We start from the raw sequence: 20,233 nt of genomic DNA, 5'->3' as shown, positions 1-20,233 counted from the left end.
CCCCCCTGAGTCGCCTGCGGCGCCTTCCCCCCAGGGGGACGACACCAGCCGCCCGGCCAAGCCGGATCGGCGGTGTCCCCCGACCAGATCCCGAGCCCATGCCCTGGCGTACGCACCCAACGAGGCGCACAGCCTGGGGGTGTTTTAAATTAATACGTGCCTGGGTAAGCGCCGCCGTCGGCCAGAACGTTCTGTCCGTTGATGTAGCCCGCGTGCAAGCTGCACAGGAAGGCGCAGATCGCGCCGAATTCCGCAGGCGTGCCAAAGCGCTGCGCGGGAATGGTCTGTCGACGGGCATCGGCGATGGCTTCGATCGGCTTGCCGGTTTTCTGAGCCGCGCCAACCATGGTGACCCGCAGGCGATCGGTGTCGAAGGCACCGGGCAGGAGGTTGTTCAGCGTCACGCCCTTGCTCGCGATCTGAGGGTTGCGGGCCAGCCCCGCGACAAAACCCGTCAGACCGCTGCGCGCGCCGTTCGAAAGCCCGAGGATGTCGATCGGCGCCTTCACCGCGCTGGAGGTGATGTTGACGATGCGCCCGTAACCCCGCGCTGCCATGCCGTCGATGGTAGCCTTGATGAGTTCAATGGGCGTGAGCATGTTGGCGTCCACGGCCTTGATCCAGGCCTCGCGATCCCAGGTGCGGAAGTCACCAGGCGGCGGACCGCCCGCGTTGGTGACCACGATGTCGTAGTCCTTGCGCTCGGCGAAGATGGCCGCGCGCCCCTCGGGCGTGGTGATGTCCACCGGCACGGCGATCACCTCCACGCCGGGACATTCCGATTTCAGACGGGTCGCCGCGTCCAGCAAGGCGTCCTTGCCGCGCGCGACGATGACCACGTTCACGCCCTCCTGCGCCAGCGCTTGTGCGCAGCCGTAGCCCAGGCCCTTGCTCGCGCCGCCGACCAAAGCCCATTTGCCCTTGATGCCCAAATCCATGGTGTGCCTCTTTGAAAAATTAGAAGGATGATAAATAAGGCTTGAACACCCACACCCGACCCAGTGCACTCGCGGAGCCGGCTTTGCCTGGCCGCTGAGTGCGCCCCCTCCGCGTGCGGGAGGGGACCGGCCTAGCGCCCAGTGAGGCGCGCAGCCTGCGGGTAGTTGGTCTTATTTCTTGCCAAAGAGAAAGATGCCCGTCAATACGAGCGCAGTGCCCGCCAACACCCACAAGGTCAGCGGCTCATCGAGCAGCAGCGCCCCCATCAGGATGGTGGACAACGGCCCGACCATGCCGGCCTGTGCCGCCGCCGCCGGGCCGATGCGCTTGATCGCCATCATCACCAGCAGCACCGGCACGGCCGTGCAGGCCGTGGCGTTGAGCAGTGAAAGCCAGAGCACCGGGGGCGCCACCTGCATGGCCGACGAAACCGGTCGCAACAGCAGGAACTGCGCGATGCAGAACAGACAAGCCGCCGAGGTCGCCCAACCCACCAGGCGCAAGGTGCCCAAGCGCTGCACCATCTGGCCGCTGTAGACCAGGTAGACCGCGTAGCTCACCGCGCTGCCGAAGACCAGCAGCACACCCAACAAGACGTGGCTGCCCTGCAGGCTCACTTCATGGCCGAAGACCAGGAACACACCCGCGTAGCTGATGGCCATGGCCAACATCTGCCGCGTGGACACTTCCTTGCGGTAGAACAGCCAGCCCAGCAGCATGACCAGGGTGGGGTTGAGGTACAGGATCAGGCGCTCCAGCGAGGCTGTGATGTAGGCCAGCCCAGCGAAATCGAGAAAGCTCGCGAGGTAATAGCCCGTGAGCCCCAGGCCCAAGATTCCGAGCCAGTCCTTGCGGGTCAGCGGGGCCTGGCCCCGGCCGCTCCACCAGGCCATGCCCAGGAAGATGGGCAGCGCAAACAGCATGCGGTACATCAGCAGCGTGACTGCGTCCACGCCGTGGCGGTAGGCCAGCTTGACGATGATGGCCTTGCCGCTGAAAGCCACCGCGCCCACGGTGGCATAGACCAGACCGGTGGCCCGGTCTCCCTTGTGCGCGAGCGCCGCCTGCATCAGGACACTTTCAAGCTGCGCACAGGTTCAATAACCCGCAGCCAGGCCATCGCGTCGCGCGTCGCTGGCAGCCATGTAGCCCTCGACAGCCGGATCGCCCATGCGCCAGATGAACTGGCCCGCGCCGAAATCCTGGTAGTTGTCGTTGATGACCTCCATGCGGTGGCCCAAGGCGGCCAGACCAGCCACGGTGTCGGCGCGCATCTGCTGCTCGACGTTGATCTCCAGCCCCGCGTTGTAGCGCCAGCGCGGCGCGTCGCAGGCAGTCTGCGGGTTCTGGCGGTAGTCCAGCATGCGCACCAGGGTCTGCACATGGCCTTGCGGCTGCATGTTGGCGCCCATCACGCCGTAGCTCATCACGGGCTGGCCATTCTTGGTGAGGAAGGCAGGGATGATGGTGTGGAAAGGCCGCTGGCCCGGCGCGACCAGATTGGCGGGGTTTGCGGCCTTGGCGTCCAGCGTGAAGCCGTGGCCGCGATTCTGCAGGCTGATGCCAAAGGTCGGCTCCACGCAGCCCGAGCCAAACCCCATGAAGTTGCTCTGGATGAAGCTGACCATCATGCCGCTCTCGTCCGCCGCGGTCAGGTAGATGGTACCGCCCTTGACCGGGTTGCCGGCGCCGAAATCCTGCGCCTTCTTCATGTCGATCAGCTTGGCACGCTGGGCCAGGTAGGCCGGGTCCAGCAGCTGCGCCGCCGTGACCTCCATCTTGCCCGGCTCGGCCACGTAGCGGTAGACATCCGCGAAGGCAAGCTTCATCGCCTCGATCTGCAGGTGCTGAGAGGCGGTGCTGTCCACTGGCAGGCTCTTGAGGTCGAAATGGGCAAGGATGCCCAAGGCGATCAGGGCCGTGATGCCCTGGCCATTGGGTGGAATCTCGTGCAGGGTGTGGCCACGGTAATCCTGCGCGATGGGCGTCACCCATTCCGGCTTGTAGTTCGCGAAGTCGCTCACCGCGTGGCTGCCGCCGTTCTGCGCTGAGAACTTCACGATCGCCTCGGCGATTTCACCACCGTAGAAGGCTGCACCCTTGGTGCCGGCGATGGCGCGCAGGCCACGCGCGGCGGCCGTGAACTTGAACAGCTCGCCCACCTCGGGTGCACGGCCCCAGGGCAGGAAGTTCTGCGCGAAACCCGGCAGGTCTTGCAGCTCGGGCGTGGCGGCAGCCCATTTCTGCTGCACCACCACGGGCATCAGGTAACCACGCTCGGCAATATCGATGGCAGGCGCGAGCAGATCGGCGAAGGGCAGCTTGCCGAAGCGCTCGCTCAGGGCCACCCAGCCAGCCACCGCACCCGGCACGGTCACGCTGTCCATGCCCCGCTTGGGCGGGTTCAGCGCATCGGCGCCGTATTTGCGGCGGAAGTAGTCGGGTGTCCAGGTCTGCGGGGCACGTCCCGAGGCATTGAGACCGTGCAATTGCTGACCGTCCCAGAGGATGGCGAAGGCGTCGCTGCCCAGGCCATTGCTGACCGGCTCCACGATGGTCATGGCGGCGGCGGCGGCGATGGCGGCGTCCACCGCGTTGCCGCCTTGCTGCAGGATGCGCAGCCCTGCCTGGGCCGCCAGCGGGTGCGAGGTGGAAACGATGTTGCGCGCGAACACCGGCAGGCGCGTGCTGGGATAGGGGTTGCTGTAGCCGAAGGACATGGCAGGGGTCTTCAATAAAGGAACGACGGAAGAAAAAACGGCGCCTGCAGCGCCGTTTTCACTGAGGGTCTGCTCGCCCGAGCTTATCAGTCCTCGACGAAGGCTTCCGCCCGCTTGGACTTGACCGCCGGCAAAAGCACGATGGTGAGCAGCAGCAGGGCCGCCAGCAGCAGGCCGGCCGAGATCGGCCGGGTGGCCAGCACGGACCAATCCCCGCGCGACAGCAGCAAGGCACGCCGCAGGTTTTCTTCCATCATCGGCCCCAGGATGAAGCCCAGCAGCAAGGGCGCGGGTTCCACGCCCAACTTGATGAAGCCGTACCCGACGATGCCGAACATGGCCACCATCCAGATATCCCAGGTGTTGTTGTTGGTCGAGTAAACACCGATGGCGCAGAACAGCACGATGGACGGAAACAGCCAGCGGTACGGCACCGACAGCAGCTTGATCCACATGCCAATCAGCGGCAGGTTCAGGACGATCAGCATCAGGTTGCCAATCCACATGGAGGCGATCAGGCCCCAGAACAGCTCGGGGTTGCTGGTCATGACCTGTGGACCCGGCTGGATGTTGTGGATGGTCATCGCGCCCACCATCAGCGCCATCACCGGGTTGGGCGGAATGCCCAGCGTCAGCAACGGAATGAAGGAGGTCTGCGAACCTGCGTTGTTGGCGGACTCGGGCGCCGCCACGCCGCGGATATTGCCCTCACCGAAGGGCACCTCACCCGGCTTGAGCTTGGTCTTCTTTTCCAGCGTGTAGGCGGCAAAGGACGACAGCAACGCGCCGCCGCCGGGCAGGATGCCCAGACAGGCGCCGAGCGTGGTGCCACGCAGCACTGCGGGCGCCATGAGCTTGAGATCCTGGAGCGTCGGGTAGATGTTCTTGACCTTGCCCGTGAAGACTTCCCGCTTCTCTTCCGAGTGGGAAAGATTCTGGATGATCTCGCCGTAGCCGAACACGCCCATCGCGATCACGATGAAGCCGATGCCGTCCGTCAACTCAGGGATGTCGAAGCTATAGCGCGCGACACCCGAATTGACATCGGTGCCGATCAGGCCCAGCAGCAAGCCCAACACGATCATCGCGATGGCCTTGAGCAGCGAACCCGAAGCAAGCACCACGGCGCCAATCAGGCCCAGCACCATCAGCGAGAAGTATTCGGCCGGACCAAACTTGAAGGCCACCTCGGTCAGCGGCACGGCAAAGGCCGCCAGCACCAGGGTGCCCACGCAGCCTGCGAAGAAGGAGCCCAGGCCAGCCGCCGCCAGCGCGGGGCCCGCGCGGCCCTTGCGTGCCATCTGGTAACCGTCGATGACGGTGACGACCGAGGACGACTCACCCGGCAGGTTGACCAGGATGGCCGTGGTCGAGCCACCATACTGCGCGCCGTAATAGATGCCCGCCAGCATGATGAGGGCGGCCACCGGCGGCAGGGCATAGGTGGCGGGGAGCAGCATGGCGATGGTGGCCACCGGCCCCACGCCCGGCAACACACCAATGAGGGTGCCCAGAACGCAACCGATCAGGGCGTAGATGAGGTTCTGAAAGGTGAAGGCGACGCCAAAACCCATCGACAGGTGATCAAACAATTCCATGATGCGGACCCTTTAACCGGTGATGAAAGCAGGCCAGACCTGGAACTGCAGATTGAGCAGCTTCACGAACGCCACGTAGCTGGTGATTGCCAGGATGGTGGCCAGAATCAGTGCACCCTTCAGGGAAAACCGCTCACCAGCCAGGCTGGCGACGACGGTCAGCGCGTAAATGGCGACGATCAGCCCGAAGGACGGCAAGCCAATGCTGGGCAAGCCACCCAGCAACACGCCAAAAAGCAAGTTGGCACCAATGACGAACACCAATGGTTTCCAGGCCACCCCGCCCAACTTGTCGCCCTTGCCATCCTGGGATTTGCGTAAGCCCTTGAGCATGACGAACAGGCCAAGGACCGTCAGCAAAATGCCCAGCAGCAACGGAAAGTATCCCGGCCCCATGCGAGCGCCCGTTCCGATGGTGTATCCCGTTGCGCCGATGGCAAAGGCGCCGCCCACGATGACGAACATCAGGCCCGAGAAGAAGTCCTTCTCGCTCTTGATCACTTTCACGCACTCTTCTCCTGAACCCGCCGGGGACGAAATACCCCGGCCCAAAAAGGGGGGCATTGTGCACCTGATTGCCAGGCTGGCTTGTTCTGGATTCCACCTATTCGGACCGCTTCTTCCGTCAAGGGAATTCATCTTGCAAAAAATATCCCGGCTTCTGTCGTCATCTCACATGAACCGGGAGCCTATTGCGGGGTGAATTGGCGCTCTCTTTACGCATCTTTACCGATCCATGTGGCGCCCAGCGCTGCAACTGTGGCATTTCATCCACCGAATCGCTCTTGCTGCATGCGACATGCAACTACCGCGCGCCTGTGTGCCTCAGGCGGCATCGGACACCGGTTCCAAGCCTTTCAACCACTTCAACGCGGGCAGGCCCCAGCGCGCCTCGATGGCCTCGGCGCGCGCGCTCAGACCCGCGCGTGCCGTGCGGTCTCGCGATCTCAGACCCGAATCCAGCCCCCGCGCGGCCTGCTTGAAAGCCAGCACCACGGTGTTGCCTTCGCGCGTGGCCTTGAAGCGCCACAAGGCCTGCGCGCCAAAAGCCTCGGCCATGCGCGCCAGGCTCTGCTGGAAACTCGCGCGCCGGCCGAACAGATTCACCGTCATGCAGCCGTCCTCCGTCAACAGGCGCCGGCAGGCCGTGTAAAAAGCCACGCTGTCGAGCACCGGTGCGGCGGCCTCGTGGTCGTACAGATCAACCTGCAGGGCGTCCACCGTGCCCCACCACTTCGGGTTGTTGATTTCCTGCTCCGCGTCCGCGAGCACGATGTCGAGCAGGGGCCCTGGCTCGGGCAGATGGAACCAGCCCCGGCAGGCATGCAACACGCCGGGATTCAGCTCGATCACCGTGGTTGGCATGCGCAGCATCTTCACGCAGAACTTCGTCAGCGAGCCCGCGCCCAGGCCCAGCTGCATGGCGCGGCGCCCTGGCACGCTGTCGGGTTCCACGAACAACAACCAGACCATCATGCGCTGCACGTACTCGTGCACCAGCCGGACCGGGTCGCGCGTGTCCATGGAGCCCTGAATCCAGATGCTGTCCAGATGCAGATGGCGGATGCGCCCCTCGTCGGAGAACTGGACTTCGGGAAAAGTGGGGCGGGCTGAATTCACGGTGCGTGGGGAAATGGGATGCGGCACGGGCAGGGAGCCCGCACTCTAATGCCTTTGATGGGCATTCCCGTAGGCGCCCAGCGCCTCTCTTTCTGGAAGACCTCAGCATGGCTGGCTCAACCGAACGGGAATGGCGTCGTGATGACTGTATTTATATACAGTAAAATACAGACCCGCTTTCCTGCCCGCGCCGCCACACGACAACCTGGGTCCATGTCCTTGTCCCTCCCCGGTTACGTCGAACTGCACACGCTGAGCAACTTCAGCTTCCAGCGCGGGGCCTCGCACCCCGAGGAACTGGTGGCGCGGGCAGCGGCGCTGGGTTACGGGGCACTGGCGATCACGGACGAGTGCAGCATGGCCGGCGTGGTGCGCGCGCACGGCGAGGCCAAACGCCTGGGTCTGCCCTTGGTGATCGGCACCGAGTTGCGGGTGGAGGCCGATGGTGATGAGCACAGCTTCACCCTGGTGCTGCTCGCGCGCAGCCGCGCGGCTTACGGGCATCTGTGCGAGCTCATCACGCGACTGCGAGCGCAAGCGGACCCGAAACACCACCGCCGCTACCGCCTGCATGCACGGGACTGGGACCGCCTGGCGCTGGACAGCCGCGAGGTGTTGGCCCTGCTGTTGCCAGACCGCGCGGGGTTGCGCCCCGAACATCCAGCCTTCGCGCCCCTGTTGACCGCTCGCCTGAGCTGGCTGCGCCAGCGCTTCGCCCATTGCTGGCTGGCCGTCGAACTGCAACAACGGCTGGATGACGCGCTGTGGCTGACCAGCCTGACGACCGCGGGCGAGGCCACGGACGTGCCCTTGGTGGCCACGGGCGGCGTTCACATGCATCTGCGTTCGCGCAAGCCGCTGCACGATGTGATGACGGCCATCCGCCTGGGCCGGCCCGTGGCCGAATGCGGCTTTGCGCTGCAAGCCAATGCCGAGGCCCACCTGCGCTCGCGCCAGCGTCTGGCCGCCCTTTACCCGGCCCAGCTGCTGGCCGAGACACAGCGCGTGGCCCAGCTCTGCCACTTCAGCCTGGACGAGCTGCAGTACGAGTACCCCGAAGAAGTGGTGCCTGCGGGCGAGACGCCGGCCTCCTACCTGCGCCGGGTCACGGAAGAAGGCGCGCGGCGGCGCTACCCGCAAGGCATGCCAGCGGTGGTGCGCCAGCAGGTGGAGCACGAGCTCGCCTTGATCAGCGATCTGCGCTACGAGAAATACTTCCTCACGGTCTACGACATCGTGCGTGTCGCGCGCGACAGAAACATCCTTTGCCAGGGCCGGGGCTCGGCCGCCAATTCGGCCGTCTGCTACTGCCTGGGCGTGACCGAGGTGGACCCGGCGCGCACCAGCGTGCTGTTCGAGCGCTTCATCAGCAAGGAGCGCAATGAGCCACCCGACATCGACGTGGATTTCGAACACCAGCGTCGCGAAGAGGTCATCCAGTACCTCTACAAAAAATATGGCCGTGACCGCGCCGCGCTGACAGCGGCCGTGCACACCTACCACGCGCGCGGCGCCATCCGCGACGTGGGCAAGGCGCTGGGCCTGGAAGAGGAATTGATCGACGCGCTTGCCAAGGCGCATCAGTGGTGGGACGGACGCGAAGTGAACCACGAACGCCTGCGGGAACTGGGACTGGACCCAGACAGCCGCCCGATCCGCCTGCTGATGGAACTCACGCGCGCCCTGCTGCGGTTTCCACGCCATCTCTCGCAGCACAGCGGCGGTTTCGTGCTCACGGGCGACAAGCTCACGCGCACGGTGCCCGTGGTCCCCGCCGCCATGGAAGGGCGCACCACCATCGAGTGGGACAAAGACGACATCGACGCACTGGGCCTGCTGAAGGTCGACGTGCTGGCCCTGGGCATGCTCAGCGCCATCCGCCGCAGCCTGGATTTCGTCAGTCAATGGCGCGGCCGGAATTTTCGCTTGCAGGACATCCCACCCGAGGACCCCGAGACCTACGAGATGGTCTGCCGCGCCGACGTGGTGGGCGTGTTCCAGATCGAGAGTCGCGCGCAGATGAGCATGCTGCCGCGCCTGCGGCCGCGCTGCTTCTACGACCTGGTGATCGAGGTGGCCATCGTGCGCCCCGGCCCCATCCAGGGCGGCATGGTCCATCCCTTCCTCGAACAACGGGAGCGCCAGAGGCGTGGCGAGCCCCTCAGCCTGCCCAATGAAGCATTGCGCCCGGCGCTGGCGCGCACCCTGGGCGTGCCCATCTTCCAGGAACAGGTGATGCAGATCGCCATCATCGCCGCAGGCTTCACGCCCGGCGAAGCCGACCAGCTGCGCCGCGCCATGGCGGCCTGGCGGCGCAAGGGCGGCGTGGACAAGTTCCAGCAGCGCTTGATCGATGGCATGACGGCGCGCGGTTACGAGCGCGATTTCGCCGAGGCCATCTTCCGACAGATCGAGGGCTTCGGCGAGTACGGCTTTCCTGAAAGCCACGCGGCCAGTTTCGCCCTGCTGGTCTACAGCAGCGCCTGGCTCAAGCGCCACGAGCCCGCAGCCTTCCTGGCCGGACTGCTCAACTCCCTGCCCATGGGGTTTTACGGTCCCGCGCAACTGGTGCAGGACGCCCGGCGCCATGGCGTGGCCGTGCGCCCCCCCGATGTGCTGCACAGCGACTGGGACTGCACGCTGGAGCCGCCGGACGACGAGGCGCCGGTTGACGCCGTTGCGGAGCTACCCAACCCAGATCGCCACACGACCCCGACCCAGCCCGCCGTGCGCCTGGGCCTGCGCCTGGTCGCGGGCCTGGACGAAAGCAGCGCCCGGCGCATCGTGCAGGCACGTGCGCTAGGGCCCTGCCCCGACACCGAAACGCTGGCGCTGCGCGCCGGACTGAACGCCGCGACCTTGCGCGCGCTGGCCAGCGGCGATGCGTTGCTGGGCCTGGCGGGCCACCGCCGCCAGCAAGTCTGGGACGCAGCGGCGCTGCACGCCACGCCGGCCCTGCTGCGTGACGCGCCGGTGGCCGAAGCAGCGCTGGTCCTGCCCGCCGCGCCCGAGGGGGAAGAAATCGTCTTCGACTACGCCGCCCTGGGGCTGACCCTGCGCCGCCACCCACTGGCCCTGCTGCGCCCGCGCCTGGCGCGCCGGGGCTTGCAGACGGCCCAGGCTCTGCAGACTTGGGCGAACGGACGCCCCGCGCAAGCCTGCGGCTTGGTGCTGGCGCGGCAACAACCGGGCACGGCCAAGGGCGTGGTTTTCGTGACGCTGGAAGACGAGACCGGTCACGTGCAGGTCATCGTCTGGAAGGCACTGCGCGAGCAGCAGCGCGCGACCTTGCTCACGGCCCGTCTGCTCGCGGTGCGCGGCACCTGGCAGCGCGAGGGCGAGGTCTGCCACCTGATCGCGGCGCATTTGGAAGACCTGACACCCTGGCTGGGCCGCCTGAGCACACACAGCCGGGACTTCCATTGACCCACGGTCCCCACATGCTCAGTGCACGCACCTCCACATGGCCCCCACATAACTCTCACATGGCCCTTACCTTGCTGCATGCTTGCGACTTGCCTATCATCGCCGATTCGGTGCCACCCCCAAGGCCCGCCCCGGCCTGGTTCTGACCACCGTTCTTACGGACACATCGCTGCCCATGCAGCCTCTCACGCATTCGGCGCGTCCCTAGGCGCATTCAAAGACATATTCACAGGCACAAGGCCAGACGCATGCATTGCTGGCGCACCGCACGCGCCCTGTCTCTTTCCTCCCACCATGCCCAACTCCCGGACCACGGAACCCGCCCCTCCCCAGAGGCCGATCGCCATGCCAGCAAACAGCAGCAGGCCGGCGGGTCCGCAGTCCCGGCTGCGCGCTTGGCGCCGCCTGGGTGCAGGCTTGCGGGACCCGCGCCTGCTGGGCCTGGGCGCCTTGCTGGTACTGGTGCTGATCGGGGTGTTCCTGCCCTCACCACCCGCCACGCCAGACTTCCGCGACCCAGCCCAGGTACGCGGCGAAGGCCATGCCGCAGGCAGGCCCAGCCCCACGCTCCCAGGCGCGATCCCGAGTTCTGGCTCGGCCCCTCTCACCCTCGCTTGGCAGGCGCTGGCAGCCGAGATGTCGCCACGGCAGCGCGAGGTACTGGAACGGGTACGCGCGCAGTCGGCCTTGGCAGACGATGATCCGCGCGCGGTGGCGCTTTACGCCGAGCTGCGCGAAGCGGGAGAAAGCGCACCGGCCAACCCGGCCATGGACGGCCAGCGCATCCGCATCCCCGGTTACGTCGTTCCACTGGAGCGGGCGGACGGACGCCTGAAGCAGTTCCTGCTGGTGCCCTACCACGGCGCCTGCATCCACACGCCGCCACCGCCGGCCAACCAGATCATCCACGTGCACACCGCCACCGCGCCAGCGGGCCTGCGCACCATGGACGCGGTGTGGATCGAGGGCGTGCTGCGCGTCGAAAATTCGTCGAACCCGGTCGAGGCCCAGGGTCAGGTGGCCGTGCGCTACCAGATGGCGCAGGCCCGCGTCGTGCGCTACTGAAAAGAGAGCACCGGACCAGTTCAGCGGAACATCAGGGACTGGTGCGTGGCCACGCCCGCCTGTGCCCCGTCACCCACGGCGAAGGCCACGTTGCCGGCCGCGCGCGCGGCGTCACCACAGGCGAAGACGCCAGGCACGGTGGTTTCCTTGAGGGCGTCGGTGCGGATGTAGCTACCCAGCGGGCCGGTCTCGAAGGCGCAGCCCAGTTGCTCTGCGATCGGACTGCCCACGCGGGTCTGACTCGCGGTGAACAGGCCGTCCATCTCGACGCGCGTGCCGTCCGCGAGTTCCACGGTCGCCTGGTCCACGATGCGGGCGATGGGTCGTGGCTCGAGCGTGACACCCCGCGCGGCCAATTGGGTCCGCTGGGTGTCGTCCAACGCACAGGCCCCGTTGTTGGTGAAGAAAGTGACCTGGCCCCAGTCCGGCAGCATCAAGGCCTGGTGCAGCGACAAATCACCAACGCCCAGCACGCCGATGCGCCCCTGTCCCAGTTCGTAACCGTGGCAGTAGGGGCAATGGAAGACGCTGCGGCCCCAGCGCGGTGCCAGGCCCTCGATGGAGGGCAGTTGATCCACCACGCCCAGCGCCAGAATCAGCCGCCGGGCCCGCACGCTTCGGCCCTGGCCCGTGCGCAAGACAAATCCCTCGGCATTGCCGGCGCCATTGCCATGCTTTTCCGCCTGGAGCACCGTGTCTTCCAGCCAGGACACAGTGGGGTAGGCCAGCAGTTGGGCCTTGCCCTCGGCCGCGATCTCCGCTGGCGCGCGGCCGTCCTGCCCCAGAAAACCGTGGGACGCAGCGGCGTAACGGTTGCGACGCTGTCCCGCGTCGATCACCAGCAGGCGCCTGCGCGCGCGGGCCAGTTGCATCGCGGCCGACAGGCCAGCGTAGCTGCCGCCGACCACGGCCACGTCAAAAAACATTTGGGGGACATCGGCGCCCAAGTCCTTGTTGCTCATGTTCATTTCCTCGGGGCTGACCCCGCTTGTTGCGAGAATGCGGGCGTGCGCGCTCGGATCGATTTGGCGCAAGAAAACGGACGGGTTCCAGTCCATTTTCTTTTCTACACACACCCCTCACAAATGATAATGAATAATTGATAACGTTATCGACTTGTCGTTTTTCAACCCTACAGGAGCCTCCATGTCCGCATTTCCCTCCCGCCACGCAGTCCGTGCTCTCGCTCTGCTCACGACAGCCTTGGCCCTGGCGCTGCCGTCCCTGGCCCAGCAGCACGCTCACACCCATGGTCGCCTGTCCATGGACGTGGCGGTCGACGCGCAGACCCTGACGCTGACCATCGAATCGCCGCTGGACGGCTTCCTCGGCTTCGAGCGCGCGCCGCGCAACGATGCGGAGCGCCAGCGCGTGTCGGACATGGTGGCCCGCCTGAACGCCGCCGACCAGCTGTTCCTGCCCGACCCGGCCGCTGCCTGCACCTTGTCGAAGGTGACGCTGCACTCGGCCGTGCTGGGCCTGGGCGAGGAAAACAAGGAGGGCGTCCATGGCCAAGGTCATGGTCACGATGACAAGCCAGGCCACGCCAAGGACGAGCACGCCGACATTGACATCGACATCGTCTTCAACTGCGCCCAGGCCCCGCAGGCCCGCCATGTCGACGTCAAACTGTTCGAGGCCTTCCCGCGCATCCGCGCCATCGATGCCCAGGTGGCCTCGCCCCAGGGTCAGTTCAAACGCACATTGCGCCCCAACGCACCCCGCCTGCAGTTGGGCCGCTGAACCACAGTCATGGCACGCCTGCTCCTCGAATTGAAAGACCTGCGCTACGCTTGGCCGCGAACAGAGCAGGACTGCCTGGACATCACCGAGCTCGGTGTGGCGCCCGGCGAGACCGTGTTCCTGCATGGCCCCAGCGGCTGCGGCAAGAGCACCCTGCTGTCGCTGATGGCTGGCATCCTGCTGCCCCAGTCCGGGCGTGCCGCCCTGTTGGGCACCGACTGGCGCGCCTTGCGCCCCATGGCACGCGACCGGCACCGGGTTGACCATGTCGGCTACATCTTCCAGCAGTTCAACTTGCTGCCCTACCTGACCGCGCTGGACAATGTGCTGCTGCCTTGCCGCTTCTCCGCGCGGCGCCACGCGGCGGCTGAGCAAGCGAACGGCTCCTTGCTGGCGGGGGCCGAGCACTGGCTGACGGGCATGGGGCTGGACGCCTCGGTGTGGCGCCGGCCCGCGCACACCCTGTCGGTCGGCCAGCAGCAGCGCGTGGCCGCCGCGCGCGCGCTGATCGGCCAGCCGGACCTGGTGATCGCCGACGAACCGACCTCGGCGCTGGACGAGGACCGCCGCGACGTTTTCCTCGACCTGCTGCTGTCGGCCTGCGCGCGCGCGGGCAGCGCGCTGGTGCTGGTCAGCCATGACCGGCGCATCGCCACGCGCTTCGGGCGGCAAGTGCTGCTGCCTTCGATCAACCGGGCCACGCGCCCCGAGGAGGTCCTGGCATGAGACGCGGCTTTCTGCTGGGCTTGGCCTGGCGCAGCGCCTGGAACCGGCGATTCACGCTGGCGCTGACCGTCTGCTCCATCGCCCTGTCCACCTTCATGCTGCTGGGTGTGGAGCGCGTGCGCACGGACCTGCGCGGCAGCTTCTCCTCGGCCGTGTCCGGCACCGACCTGATCGTCGGGCCGCGCACCGGTTCCGTTCAACTCTTGCTGTATGCGGTGTTCCGCGTCGGCGCGGCCACCAACAACATCCGCTGGAGCAGCATCGAAGCACTGCAACAGTTGCGCGGCGTGGCCTGGGTCGTGCCCTTGTCCCTGGGCGACTCGCACCGGGGCTTTCCGGTGCTGGGCACCACCACCGGGTATTTCGACCATTTCCGTCACGGCGAGCAGCAGCCGCTGCGGCTGCAGGCGGGCGAGCGCTTCCGCGATCTGTACGACGCCGTGATCGGCGCGGAGGTCGCGGACCAGTTGGGCTACCGCGTGGGCCAGCGCATCACCCTGGCCCACGGCACGGGCGAGATCAGCCTCTCCGAGCACGCGGACAAACCCTTCACCGTGGTGGGCGTGCTTGCGCGCACCGGCACGCCGGTGGACCGCACGGTGCACATCAGCCTGGAGGCCATGGAAGCCCTGCATGTGGACTGGATCGCGGGCGCCCCACTGCCTGGCTTGCGCGTGGGCGCCGAGGAGGCGCGGCGCATGAACCTGCAGCCTCGCAGCGTCACCGCCGCGTTGGTGGGACTGCAAAACCGCGCCGCGGTGTTCTCGGTGCAGCGCCAGGTGAACAACTTCGGCGGCGAACCGCTGATGTCCATCCTGCCCGGCGTGGCGCTGGACGAACTCTGGGACGTGGTGGGCGCCGGCGAACGCGCGCTGATGCTGATGTCCGGGCTGGTGGCCCTGGTCAGCATGGCGGGCCTGATGTCGGTGGTGCTCGCCGGCCTGAACGAACGGCGGCGCGAGCTGGCGGTGCTGCGCGCGGTCGGGGCCAGCCTGCATCATGTGCTGCTGCTGCTGGCGCTCGAAGGCATGCTGATGACCCTGGTCGGCACCGGCCTGGGCATCGCTGCGCTGGCGGCTTGTGTGTTGGCGCTTGGCCCCTGGCTGCAATCGGAATTCGGACTGACGCTACAGTTGGCGCAACCCACGCTCGCGCAGGGCTGGCTGCTGGCCGGTTTGCTCATCGCGGGCTGGCTGGCCAGCCTGCTGCCCGGCTGGCGGGCCTACCGCCTGTCGCTGGCCGATGGCCTCTCCCCAAGGATCTGACAACACCATGCGCCCTGCCCTCCCCTCCATCGCCCCGATCTCCCGTCGCCTGCTGACTGGCCTGGCCCTGGCCCTGCTGAGCCTGGGTGCGCTGGCGCAAGGCAGCAAGGCCGCCGATTACCCGGAAATCCAGTGGGAAGAATTGGTGCCGCGGGACTGGAACCCGGCGGACTCCTTCCGGGACCTGCAGCACCTGGCGGGGCTGCCCGATTCCGACGACCGCGTGCAGGAACTCTACGACCGCATGCGCAAGGTCTGGGACGAAGCGCCCACGGTGCCCCAGCTCGAAGGCAAGGCGGTGAAGATACCCGGCTTCATCGTGCCACTGGAAGGCAATGCAAATGGACTGCGTGAGTTCCTGCTGGTGCCCTACTTCGGCGCCTGCATCCACACACCGCCGCCGCCCGCGAACCAGATCATCCTCGTGCGCTCTAAGACCCCCCTCAAGGGCTTCGAGACCATGAGCGCGGTTTGGGTCAGCGGCACCCTGGGTCGGGAACGCAAGGGCTCGGACATGGGCGTGAGCGGCTACAGCTTGCAGGCCGCGCGTGTCGTGAAGTACACGGGCAAATGAAACGCCCTCGAGGTGACTCACCCAGGGCCTGAATGCCTCGGGCCGGCGCTCTCCCATCGACCTCGCCAAGCCGCCCCGGACCACCTGCCACAATTGCGCCATGGAACGCTCTACCCGCCAACGCCACGCGATCCGCGCCGCCCTGGACGTCGCAGGCCGCCCCTTGCTGCCGGTGGAGATCCAACTGGCCGCCCAACACGAGGTGCCAGCCCTCGGACTGGCCACGGTCTACCGCAATCTCAAGCAGCTGGTCGAAGCCGGGGAAATCCGGCCCGTGGAGCTGCCGGGCGAGCCGCCGCGCTACGAACTCGCCGGCCACAAGCACCACCACCATTTCCGCTGCCGCCATTGCGATCGGGTCTTCGACGTGCACGCCTGCCCGGGCAATATGCAGAAACTGGCGCCCCGAGGTTTCGTGGTGGACGACCACGAACTGACCTTGTACGGCTCCTGCAGCGACTGCCGACAGCAAGCACGCACCGCGACTCGCAGCGCGGCCCACGCCTGAAGCTGGCAGGGCGCTGACTAGAAGGACTCCCACTCTTCGCTGGCCCCACCTGTGGTGGCACGCGCCTTGGCAGGCTCGGCCGCCAGGAAAGGCTGTGGCGCCTGTTTCAGAGCAACCTTGGGCCTGGGAACTGCGGGTTTGGATGCAGTCACAGCTGGCGGTACCTTCATGGGCTCAGGCGCATGGCTGCCTGAGCCTGCGCGTGCCAACGGGTGAGGTGCCGTTGTGAGGGAATTGGGATGCTCCGCCTGCCCTGACATCGACGAAGGCGTGGACGCGCGAAGTTCAACGCCATGCGCCAGCTTGAACACGGCCACTGCGTCGACCAGTTCCTTGGCCTGGGTTTTGAGGCTGTTGGCAGCTGCCGCCATTTCCTCGACCAGTGCCGCATTCTGCTGGGTCACCTGATCCATCTGCTGCACGGCCTCGCCGATCTGCGCCACGCCCTGGCTCTGCTCGGTGCTGGCCGCGCTGATGTCACCCACGATGTCGGTCACGCGCTTGATGCTGTTGACCACATCCTGCATCGTCGCCCCCGCCTGATCCACCAGCGTGGTGCCGGCTTCGACCCGGTGCACGCTGTCGGATATCAGTGCCTTGATCTCCTTGGCCGCATCCGCGCTGCGACCCGCCAGGCTGCGCACTTCGCTGGCCACCACGGCGAAACCGCGACCCTGTTCGCCGGCACGTGCGGCCTCCACCGCCGCGTTCAGGGCGAGGATGTTAGTCTGGAAGGCGATGCCGTCGATCACGCTGATGATGTCGGCGATCTTCTTGCTCGCGTCGCTGATACCCTTCATGGTCTCAACCACCTGCGAAACAACTTCGCCCCCCTGCAGGGCGACGGAGGAAGCGTTCTGCGCGAGCTGATTGGCTTGCCGAGCGTTGTCCGCGTTCTGCGTCACGGTGGATGACAGCTCCTCCATCGACGCCGCTGTCTCTTCCAGGGAACTGGCCTGGCTTTCGGTGCGCGCGCTCAGATCCTGGTTGCCCTGCGCGATCTGTGCGCTGGCCGTCGCCACCTCGTCCGAACCCTGGCGCACAATGCCCACCACCCTCACCAGGCTGTGCTGCATCGTGCCCAGTGCCTGGAGCAACTGCCCCGTCTCGTCCCGCTGCCTTGAACTGACTTCACGACTCAAATCACCGGCCGCGACTGCTTCGGCGAAGGCAACGGCCTGCGCGATGGGGCGGGTGATGGAGCGGACGATCCAGACGCCGAGGCTGAAAGCCAGCACCAGCGCGATGACGATGGCCACAGCCACAGACAGCCGCAAGGTCTTCACCTCTGAAAGCGCGACGGCTCCCGCTTCATGTGACAGCGTTTTTTGGAGCTCGATCTGCTGATCCAGCGCCGCCAGATAGGCCAATTGAACCGGACGCACGCCTGACAGCAAATAGGCCACCGCAGCGTCGCGCTGACCGGCTTCGAGCATCGCGACATACCGGTCCACGCCATCGCGGAACTTGCCCCGCCCATCGGCCGCGAGGGCAAGCAGTTCACGGCCTTTGGGTGACTCGATTCTGGCTTCGACACGCGAGACCAACTCATTGACCATGCGGCGTGATTCCGCCAGTTCCGCGAGCTCGGCCTTGATCTGCTCTGGATTGGTGAAAAGCGCCAGGTTGCGTATGCTGCGCGCCTGCTCATTGACTTCCAGGCGCAGGTCGTTCACCTCCTCGATGATGACCATGCGCCGATCAACGATGTCTACGAGTCGCTTCTGAATGTCCGTTGAGCCCAGAATGCTCTGCAGACCGACCACCATCAACAAAAGTGTCAGCGCGGCCAAGGCGAGCGACAGGCGCGTGCCTATCTTCAGGTGACTGAAGTAATCCATTTTTCTCTCCATCCCTTTGAATCTGGCCCGGTTCTCGCCGGGTGCCCTCCATGAGCATCCGTACGATCATGGGCATCAAACCCACTCCTCCCGAGCGCGCATCAGGCTAGCCACGCCCACACGCGGGCGTAAGGCGATTCAAGTTTTGGAAGTTTTGCCGTGGCGCAGGCGCAGCGGCCGCGCCTCGGCCTGACGCGCAGCCCCCTGGATTTCACGATTCTTGACACAGGTCAAGGGCGCGGGCGACACGCAATGTTGGTGTACCCGCCGATGGCTCTGGCGCAAGAAGGAGAAAAAAGACTAAGGCGCAAGGCAGGAGCCGCTGGACAGCGGCTCCTGCCTTGCGCACTGAACGCGCAGAAACAGGTTCAACCCGTCGCGTCAGAAGCTTTCCCAGCTCCCGTCGTCCGTGGTCGCGCCCTGGCCCGCCACGGCGTCCTTGCGCCCCTCGGTCTTGGCTGCGGGCAAGGAAGGTGCGGGGCGGGGCGAGATGCCGGGCGTCGATTTATCGGCGGCCGAAGGGCGGGCAATGGCACCAATCGAAGCCACCTTCCCAGTGCTTGTTGGCGGCGTCGCCGGCAAACGGGATGGCCGACTCGATGCCGTGGTCGAGGGGGGTTGGGTCGGCGGGGTCGTCGTCTGCTGCGCCAGGGTATTGGTCCCGACCTTGAAGACCGCCACCACCTCCGCCAGCCGCTGGGCCTGGTCGCGCATGCTGGTGGCCGCGGCCGTGGATTGCTCCACCAACGCGGCATTCTGCTGCGTCATCTGGTCCAGACCACTGATGGCCTGGTTCACCTGGTTGATGCCGTCGCGCTGCTCGGCAGAAGCCGTGCTGATCTCGCCGATCAGGTCACTGACACGGCGCACGCTGCTCACGATCTCGTCCATGCGCTGACCGGCCTGAGCCACCTGGATCGAGCCCATCTGCACGGCATCGACCGAATCGCCGATCAGGCCCTTGATTTCCTTGGCGGCTTCCGCGCTGCGCCCCGCCAGATTACGCACCTCCCCGGCCACCACCGCGAAGCCACGACCCTGCTCACCCGCACGGGCCGCTTCCACCGCAGCATTCAGCGCCAGGATGTTGGTCTGGAAGGCGATGCCGTCGATGACACCAATGATGTCGCCGATCTTGCGGGACGATTCAGTGATCTGGGCCATGCTGGCCACGACTTGCTGCACCACCTCGCCGCCGCGCTGGGCGGCCTGGGCGGCGCCGCTGGCCAACTGGTTGGCCTGCAAGGCGGTGTCGGCGGACTGCACCACGGAACTGGTGAGCTGCTCGATGCTGGCGGCGGTCTCCTCCAGGCTGGCCGCCGTCTGCTCGGTTCGGGCCGACAGATCCTGATTGCCCGAGGCGATCTGGCCGGAGGCGGAGGAGACCGATTCAACACCACCACGAACCTCCGACACCACGGTGCGCAAGCGTTCGCTCATGGTGCCCAGGGCACGCAGCAACTGTCCCGTTTCGTCCTTGGCCTGCGATTCCATGCGCTGACTGAGATCCCCCGCAGCCACGGTGTCGGCCAGGCGCACAGCCTCGGCAATGGGCCGGGTGATGCTGCGGGTCAGGGTCAGGCCCAACGCCAGGCCAGCGCTCAGCGCAATGACACCACACAGAATCAACACGACACGACCGCGCTGCCAAGTGGCGCGCGCGTCCTCGCCCGCTGCGGTGGCCTCGGCCCCGGCCACTTCGGCGAGCTTGCCCACCTGGGCGGCATAGGCCTGCAAGCCAGGAACGATGCGCGTCTGGTTCAGGTTTTCCAGTTGGAATAGGTCTTCCTGGCTGAAGTTCTTCTTCAGCTTCATCAGATCGTCACGCGCGTCACGGTAGGACTGGGCGACCTGGTTGACAACCGCCAGCGCCGCACGGCCCTCCTCGGTGGACAAGGCGTTCAGTTGCTTGTCGATCGCCAGCACCCGCTGGGCATGGGAGGCGATCACGGTTTCCAGCCGACTGTTTTCGGCGGGGTTGAAACTGCGCACGTAGGCTGTCAAGACCTCTTGGTGCGCCTCCAGGGTGCGCACCCAATCCGTGGCCAAGGTGACGCGTTGCTGCGATTGGTAAATCGCGTAGGCGGCCTCATCCATCTTCTTCAGGCTGATGTAGCCCATCAGCCCCATGACGACCATCAAGAGCAGTTGGATGCCGATGGTCACGCCCAAGCGCGTGCCTATCTTCAGATGGGAGTATTTCATGTT

At 66.2% G+C, this 20,233-nt stretch carries 16 protein-coding genes; 7 read left to right on the top strand and 9 right to left on the bottom strand.

The window, feature by feature from the left end; genetic code table 11:
- Positions 1-149 precede the first annotated feature (149 nt).
- The 6 genes from AZ34_RS05800 to AZ34_RS05775 form a co-directional block, all read right to left on the bottom strand.
- The gene (locus tag AZ34_RS05800) at positions 150-938 is read right to left on the bottom strand and encodes an SDR family oxidoreductase (protein ID WP_035605823.1); all 789 of its coding nucleotides are present in this window, start codon (positions 936-938) and stop codon (positions 150-152) included.
- A 171-nt stretch (positions 939-1,109) separates the two neighbouring features.
- The gene (locus AZ34_RS05795; RefSeq protein ID WP_035605816.1) at positions 1,110-2,009 is read right to left on the bottom strand and encodes a DMT family transporter; all 900 of its coding nucleotides are present in this window, start codon (positions 2,007-2,009) and stop codon (positions 1,110-1,112) included.
- Between the two features lie 27 nt (positions 2,010-2,036).
- A complete protein-coding gene (locus AZ34_RS05790) occupies positions 2,037-3,659 on the bottom strand; it encodes a gamma-glutamyltransferase family protein (protein ID WP_035605814.1) in 1,623 nt (540 codons plus the stop codon).
- A gap of 86 nt (positions 3,660-3,745) precedes the next feature.
- Positions 3,746-5,257 (bottom strand): tripartite tricarboxylate transporter permease, encoded by a 1,512-nt coding sequence (locus tag AZ34_RS05785; RefSeq protein WP_035605813.1) that lies wholly within the window; start codon positions 5,255-5,257, stop codon positions 3,746-3,748.
- A gap of 12 nt (positions 5,258-5,269) precedes the next feature.
- Positions 5,270-5,722, bottom strand: a complete 453-nt coding sequence (locus AZ34_RS05780; RefSeq protein ID WP_051510075.1) for a tripartite tricarboxylate transporter TctB family protein — start codon at positions 5,720-5,722, stop codon at positions 5,270-5,272.
- 360 nt (positions 5,723-6,082) lie between these two features.
- A complete protein-coding gene (locus AZ34_RS05775) occupies positions 6,083-6,877 on the bottom strand; it encodes a spermidine synthase (RefSeq protein WP_035611012.1) in 795 nt (264 codons plus the stop codon).
- Between the two features lie 213 nt (positions 6,878-7,090).
- Between AZ34_RS05775 and AZ34_RS05770 the strand changes: the two genes are divergently transcribed.
- Positions 7,091-10,303 carry an error-prone DNA polymerase gene (locus tag AZ34_RS05770; RefSeq protein ID WP_035605811.1) on the top strand — a complete coding sequence of 1,071 codons (3,213 nt, stop codon included), beginning with the start codon at positions 7,091-7,093 and terminating at the stop codon, positions 10,301-10,303.
- Between the two features lie 345 nt (positions 10,304-10,648).
- Positions 10,649-11,368 (top strand): DUF3299 domain-containing protein, encoded by a 720-nt coding sequence (locus AZ34_RS18635; protein ID WP_051509558.1) that lies wholly within the window; start codon positions 10,649-10,651, stop codon positions 11,366-11,368.
- A 20-nt stretch (positions 11,369-11,388) separates the two neighbouring features.
- Here the strand turns inward: AZ34_RS18635 and AZ34_RS05760 are convergent, their stop codons facing one another.
- A complete protein-coding gene (locus tag AZ34_RS05760) occupies positions 11,389-12,330 on the bottom strand; it encodes an NAD(P)/FAD-dependent oxidoreductase (RefSeq protein WP_231495468.1) in 942 nt (313 codons plus the stop codon).
- Between the two features lie 184 nt (positions 12,331-12,514).
- Here AZ34_RS05760 and AZ34_RS05755 point away from each other — a divergent pair, with 184 nt between their 5' ends.
- The 5 genes from AZ34_RS05755 (at position 12,515) to AZ34_RS05735 (ending at position 16,184) form a co-directional block, all read left to right on the top strand.
- Positions 12,515-13,111 carry a DUF2796 domain-containing protein gene (locus AZ34_RS05755; protein ID WP_035605807.1) on the top strand — a complete coding sequence of 199 codons (597 nt, stop codon included), beginning with the start codon at positions 12,515-12,517 and terminating at the stop codon, positions 13,109-13,111.
- 9 nt (positions 13,112-13,120) lie between these two features.
- Positions 13,121-13,837, top strand: a complete 717-nt coding sequence (locus tag AZ34_RS05750) for an ABC transporter ATP-binding protein (protein WP_035605796.1) — start codon at positions 13,121-13,123, stop codon at positions 13,835-13,837.
- Complete coding sequence (locus tag AZ34_RS05745) at positions 13,834-15,102, top strand: ABC transporter permease (RefSeq protein ID WP_035605793.1); 1,269 nt, start codon at positions 13,834-13,836, stop codon at positions 15,100-15,102. The genes AZ34_RS05750 and AZ34_RS05745 overlap by 4 nt, the downstream gene beginning before the upstream one ends.
- Positions 15,103-15,109: 7 nt before the next feature.
- Positions 15,110-15,676: a DUF3299 domain-containing protein gene (locus AZ34_RS05740; protein ID WP_035605792.1), complete on the top strand. Its 567-nt coding sequence runs from the start codon at positions 15,110-15,112 to the stop codon at positions 15,674-15,676.
- Positions 15,677-15,776: 100 nt separating this feature from the next.
- Positions 15,777-16,184 carry a Fur family transcriptional regulator gene (locus AZ34_RS05735; RefSeq protein WP_035605789.1) on the top strand — a complete coding sequence of 136 codons (408 nt, stop codon included), beginning with the start codon at positions 15,777-15,779 and terminating at the stop codon, positions 16,182-16,184.
- A 17-nt stretch (positions 16,185-16,201) separates the two neighbouring features.
- Here the strand turns inward: AZ34_RS05735 and AZ34_RS05730 are convergent, their stop codons facing one another.
- Positions 16,202-18,025 (bottom strand): methyl-accepting chemotaxis protein, encoded by a 1,824-nt coding sequence (locus tag AZ34_RS05730; RefSeq protein WP_035605788.1) that lies wholly within the window; start codon positions 18,023-18,025, stop codon positions 16,202-16,204.
- A gap of 381 nt (positions 18,026-18,406) precedes the next feature.
- The gene (locus AZ34_RS05725; protein WP_035605785.1) at positions 18,407-20,230 is read right to left on the bottom strand and encodes a methyl-accepting chemotaxis protein; all 1,824 of its coding nucleotides are present in this window, start codon (positions 20,228-20,230) and stop codon (positions 18,407-18,409) included.
- Between the last annotated feature and the right edge of the window lie 3 nt (positions 20,231-20,233).

Source organism: Hylemonella gracilis str. Niagara R (assembly GCF_000600295.1).
Lineage (GTDB): Bacteria > Pseudomonadota > Gammaproteobacteria > Burkholderiales > Burkholderiaceae_C > Hylemonella > Hylemonella gracilis_A.
This window is presented reverse-complemented; position numbering and strand designations above follow the sequence as displayed.

Excerpts from the sequence above, each read along its gene's own strand:
- AZ34_RS05785 (WP_035605813.1), bottom strand. The coding sequence starts at position 5,257 with ATGGAATTGTTTGATCACCTGTCGATGGGTTTTGGCGTCGCCTTCACC.
- AZ34_RS18635 (WP_051509558.1), top strand. The coding sequence starts at position 10,649 with ATGCCAGCAAACAGCAGCAGGCCGGCGGGTCCGCAGTCCCGGCTGCGC.
- AZ34_RS05760 (WP_231495468.1), bottom strand. The coding sequence starts at position 12,330 with ATGAGCAACAAGGACTTGGGCGCCGATGTCCCCCAAATGTTTTTTGAC.
- AZ34_RS05725 (WP_035605785.1), bottom strand. The coding sequence starts at position 20,230 with ATGAAATACTCCCATCTGAAGATAGGCACGCGCTTGGGCGTGACCATC.
- AZ34_RS05735 (WP_035605789.1), top strand. The coding sequence starts at position 15,777 with ATGGAACGCTCTACCCGCCAACGCCACGCGATCCGCGCCGCCCTGGAC.
- AZ34_RS05745 (WP_035605793.1), top strand. The coding sequence starts at position 13,834 with ATGAGACGCGGCTTTCTGCTGGGCTTGGCCTGGCGCAGCGCCTGGAAC.
- AZ34_RS05795 (WP_035605816.1), bottom strand. The coding sequence starts at position 2,009 with ATGCAGGCGGCGCTCGCGCACAAGGGAGACCGGGCCACCGGTCTGGTC.
- AZ34_RS05780 (WP_051510075.1), bottom strand. The coding sequence starts at position 5,722 with ATGTTCGTCATCGTGGGCGGCGCCTTTGCCATCGGCGCAACGGGATAC.
- AZ34_RS05740 (WP_035605792.1), top strand. The coding sequence starts at position 15,110 with ATGCGCCCTGCCCTCCCCTCCATCGCCCCGATCTCCCGTCGCCTGCTG.
- AZ34_RS05800 (WP_035605823.1), bottom strand. The coding sequence starts at position 938 with ATGGATTTGGGCATCAAGGGCAAATGGGCTTTGGTCGGCGGCGCGAGC.
- AZ34_RS05750 (WP_035605796.1), top strand. The coding sequence starts at position 13,121 with ATGGCACGCCTGCTCCTCGAATTGAAAGACCTGCGCTACGCTTGGCCG.
- AZ34_RS05770 (WP_035605811.1), top strand. The coding sequence starts at position 7,091 with ATGTCCTTGTCCCTCCCCGGTTACGTCGAACTGCACACGCTGAGCAAC.
- AZ34_RS05730 (WP_035605788.1), bottom strand. The coding sequence starts at position 18,025 with ATGGATTACTTCAGTCACCTGAAGATAGGCACGCGCCTGTCGCTCGCC.
- AZ34_RS05755 (WP_035605807.1), top strand. The coding sequence starts at position 12,515 with ATGTCCGCATTTCCCTCCCGCCACGCAGTCCGTGCTCTCGCTCTGCTC.
- AZ34_RS05790 (WP_035605814.1), bottom strand. The coding sequence starts at position 3,659 with ATGTCCTTCGGCTACAGCAACCCCTATCCCAGCACGCGCCTGCCGGTG.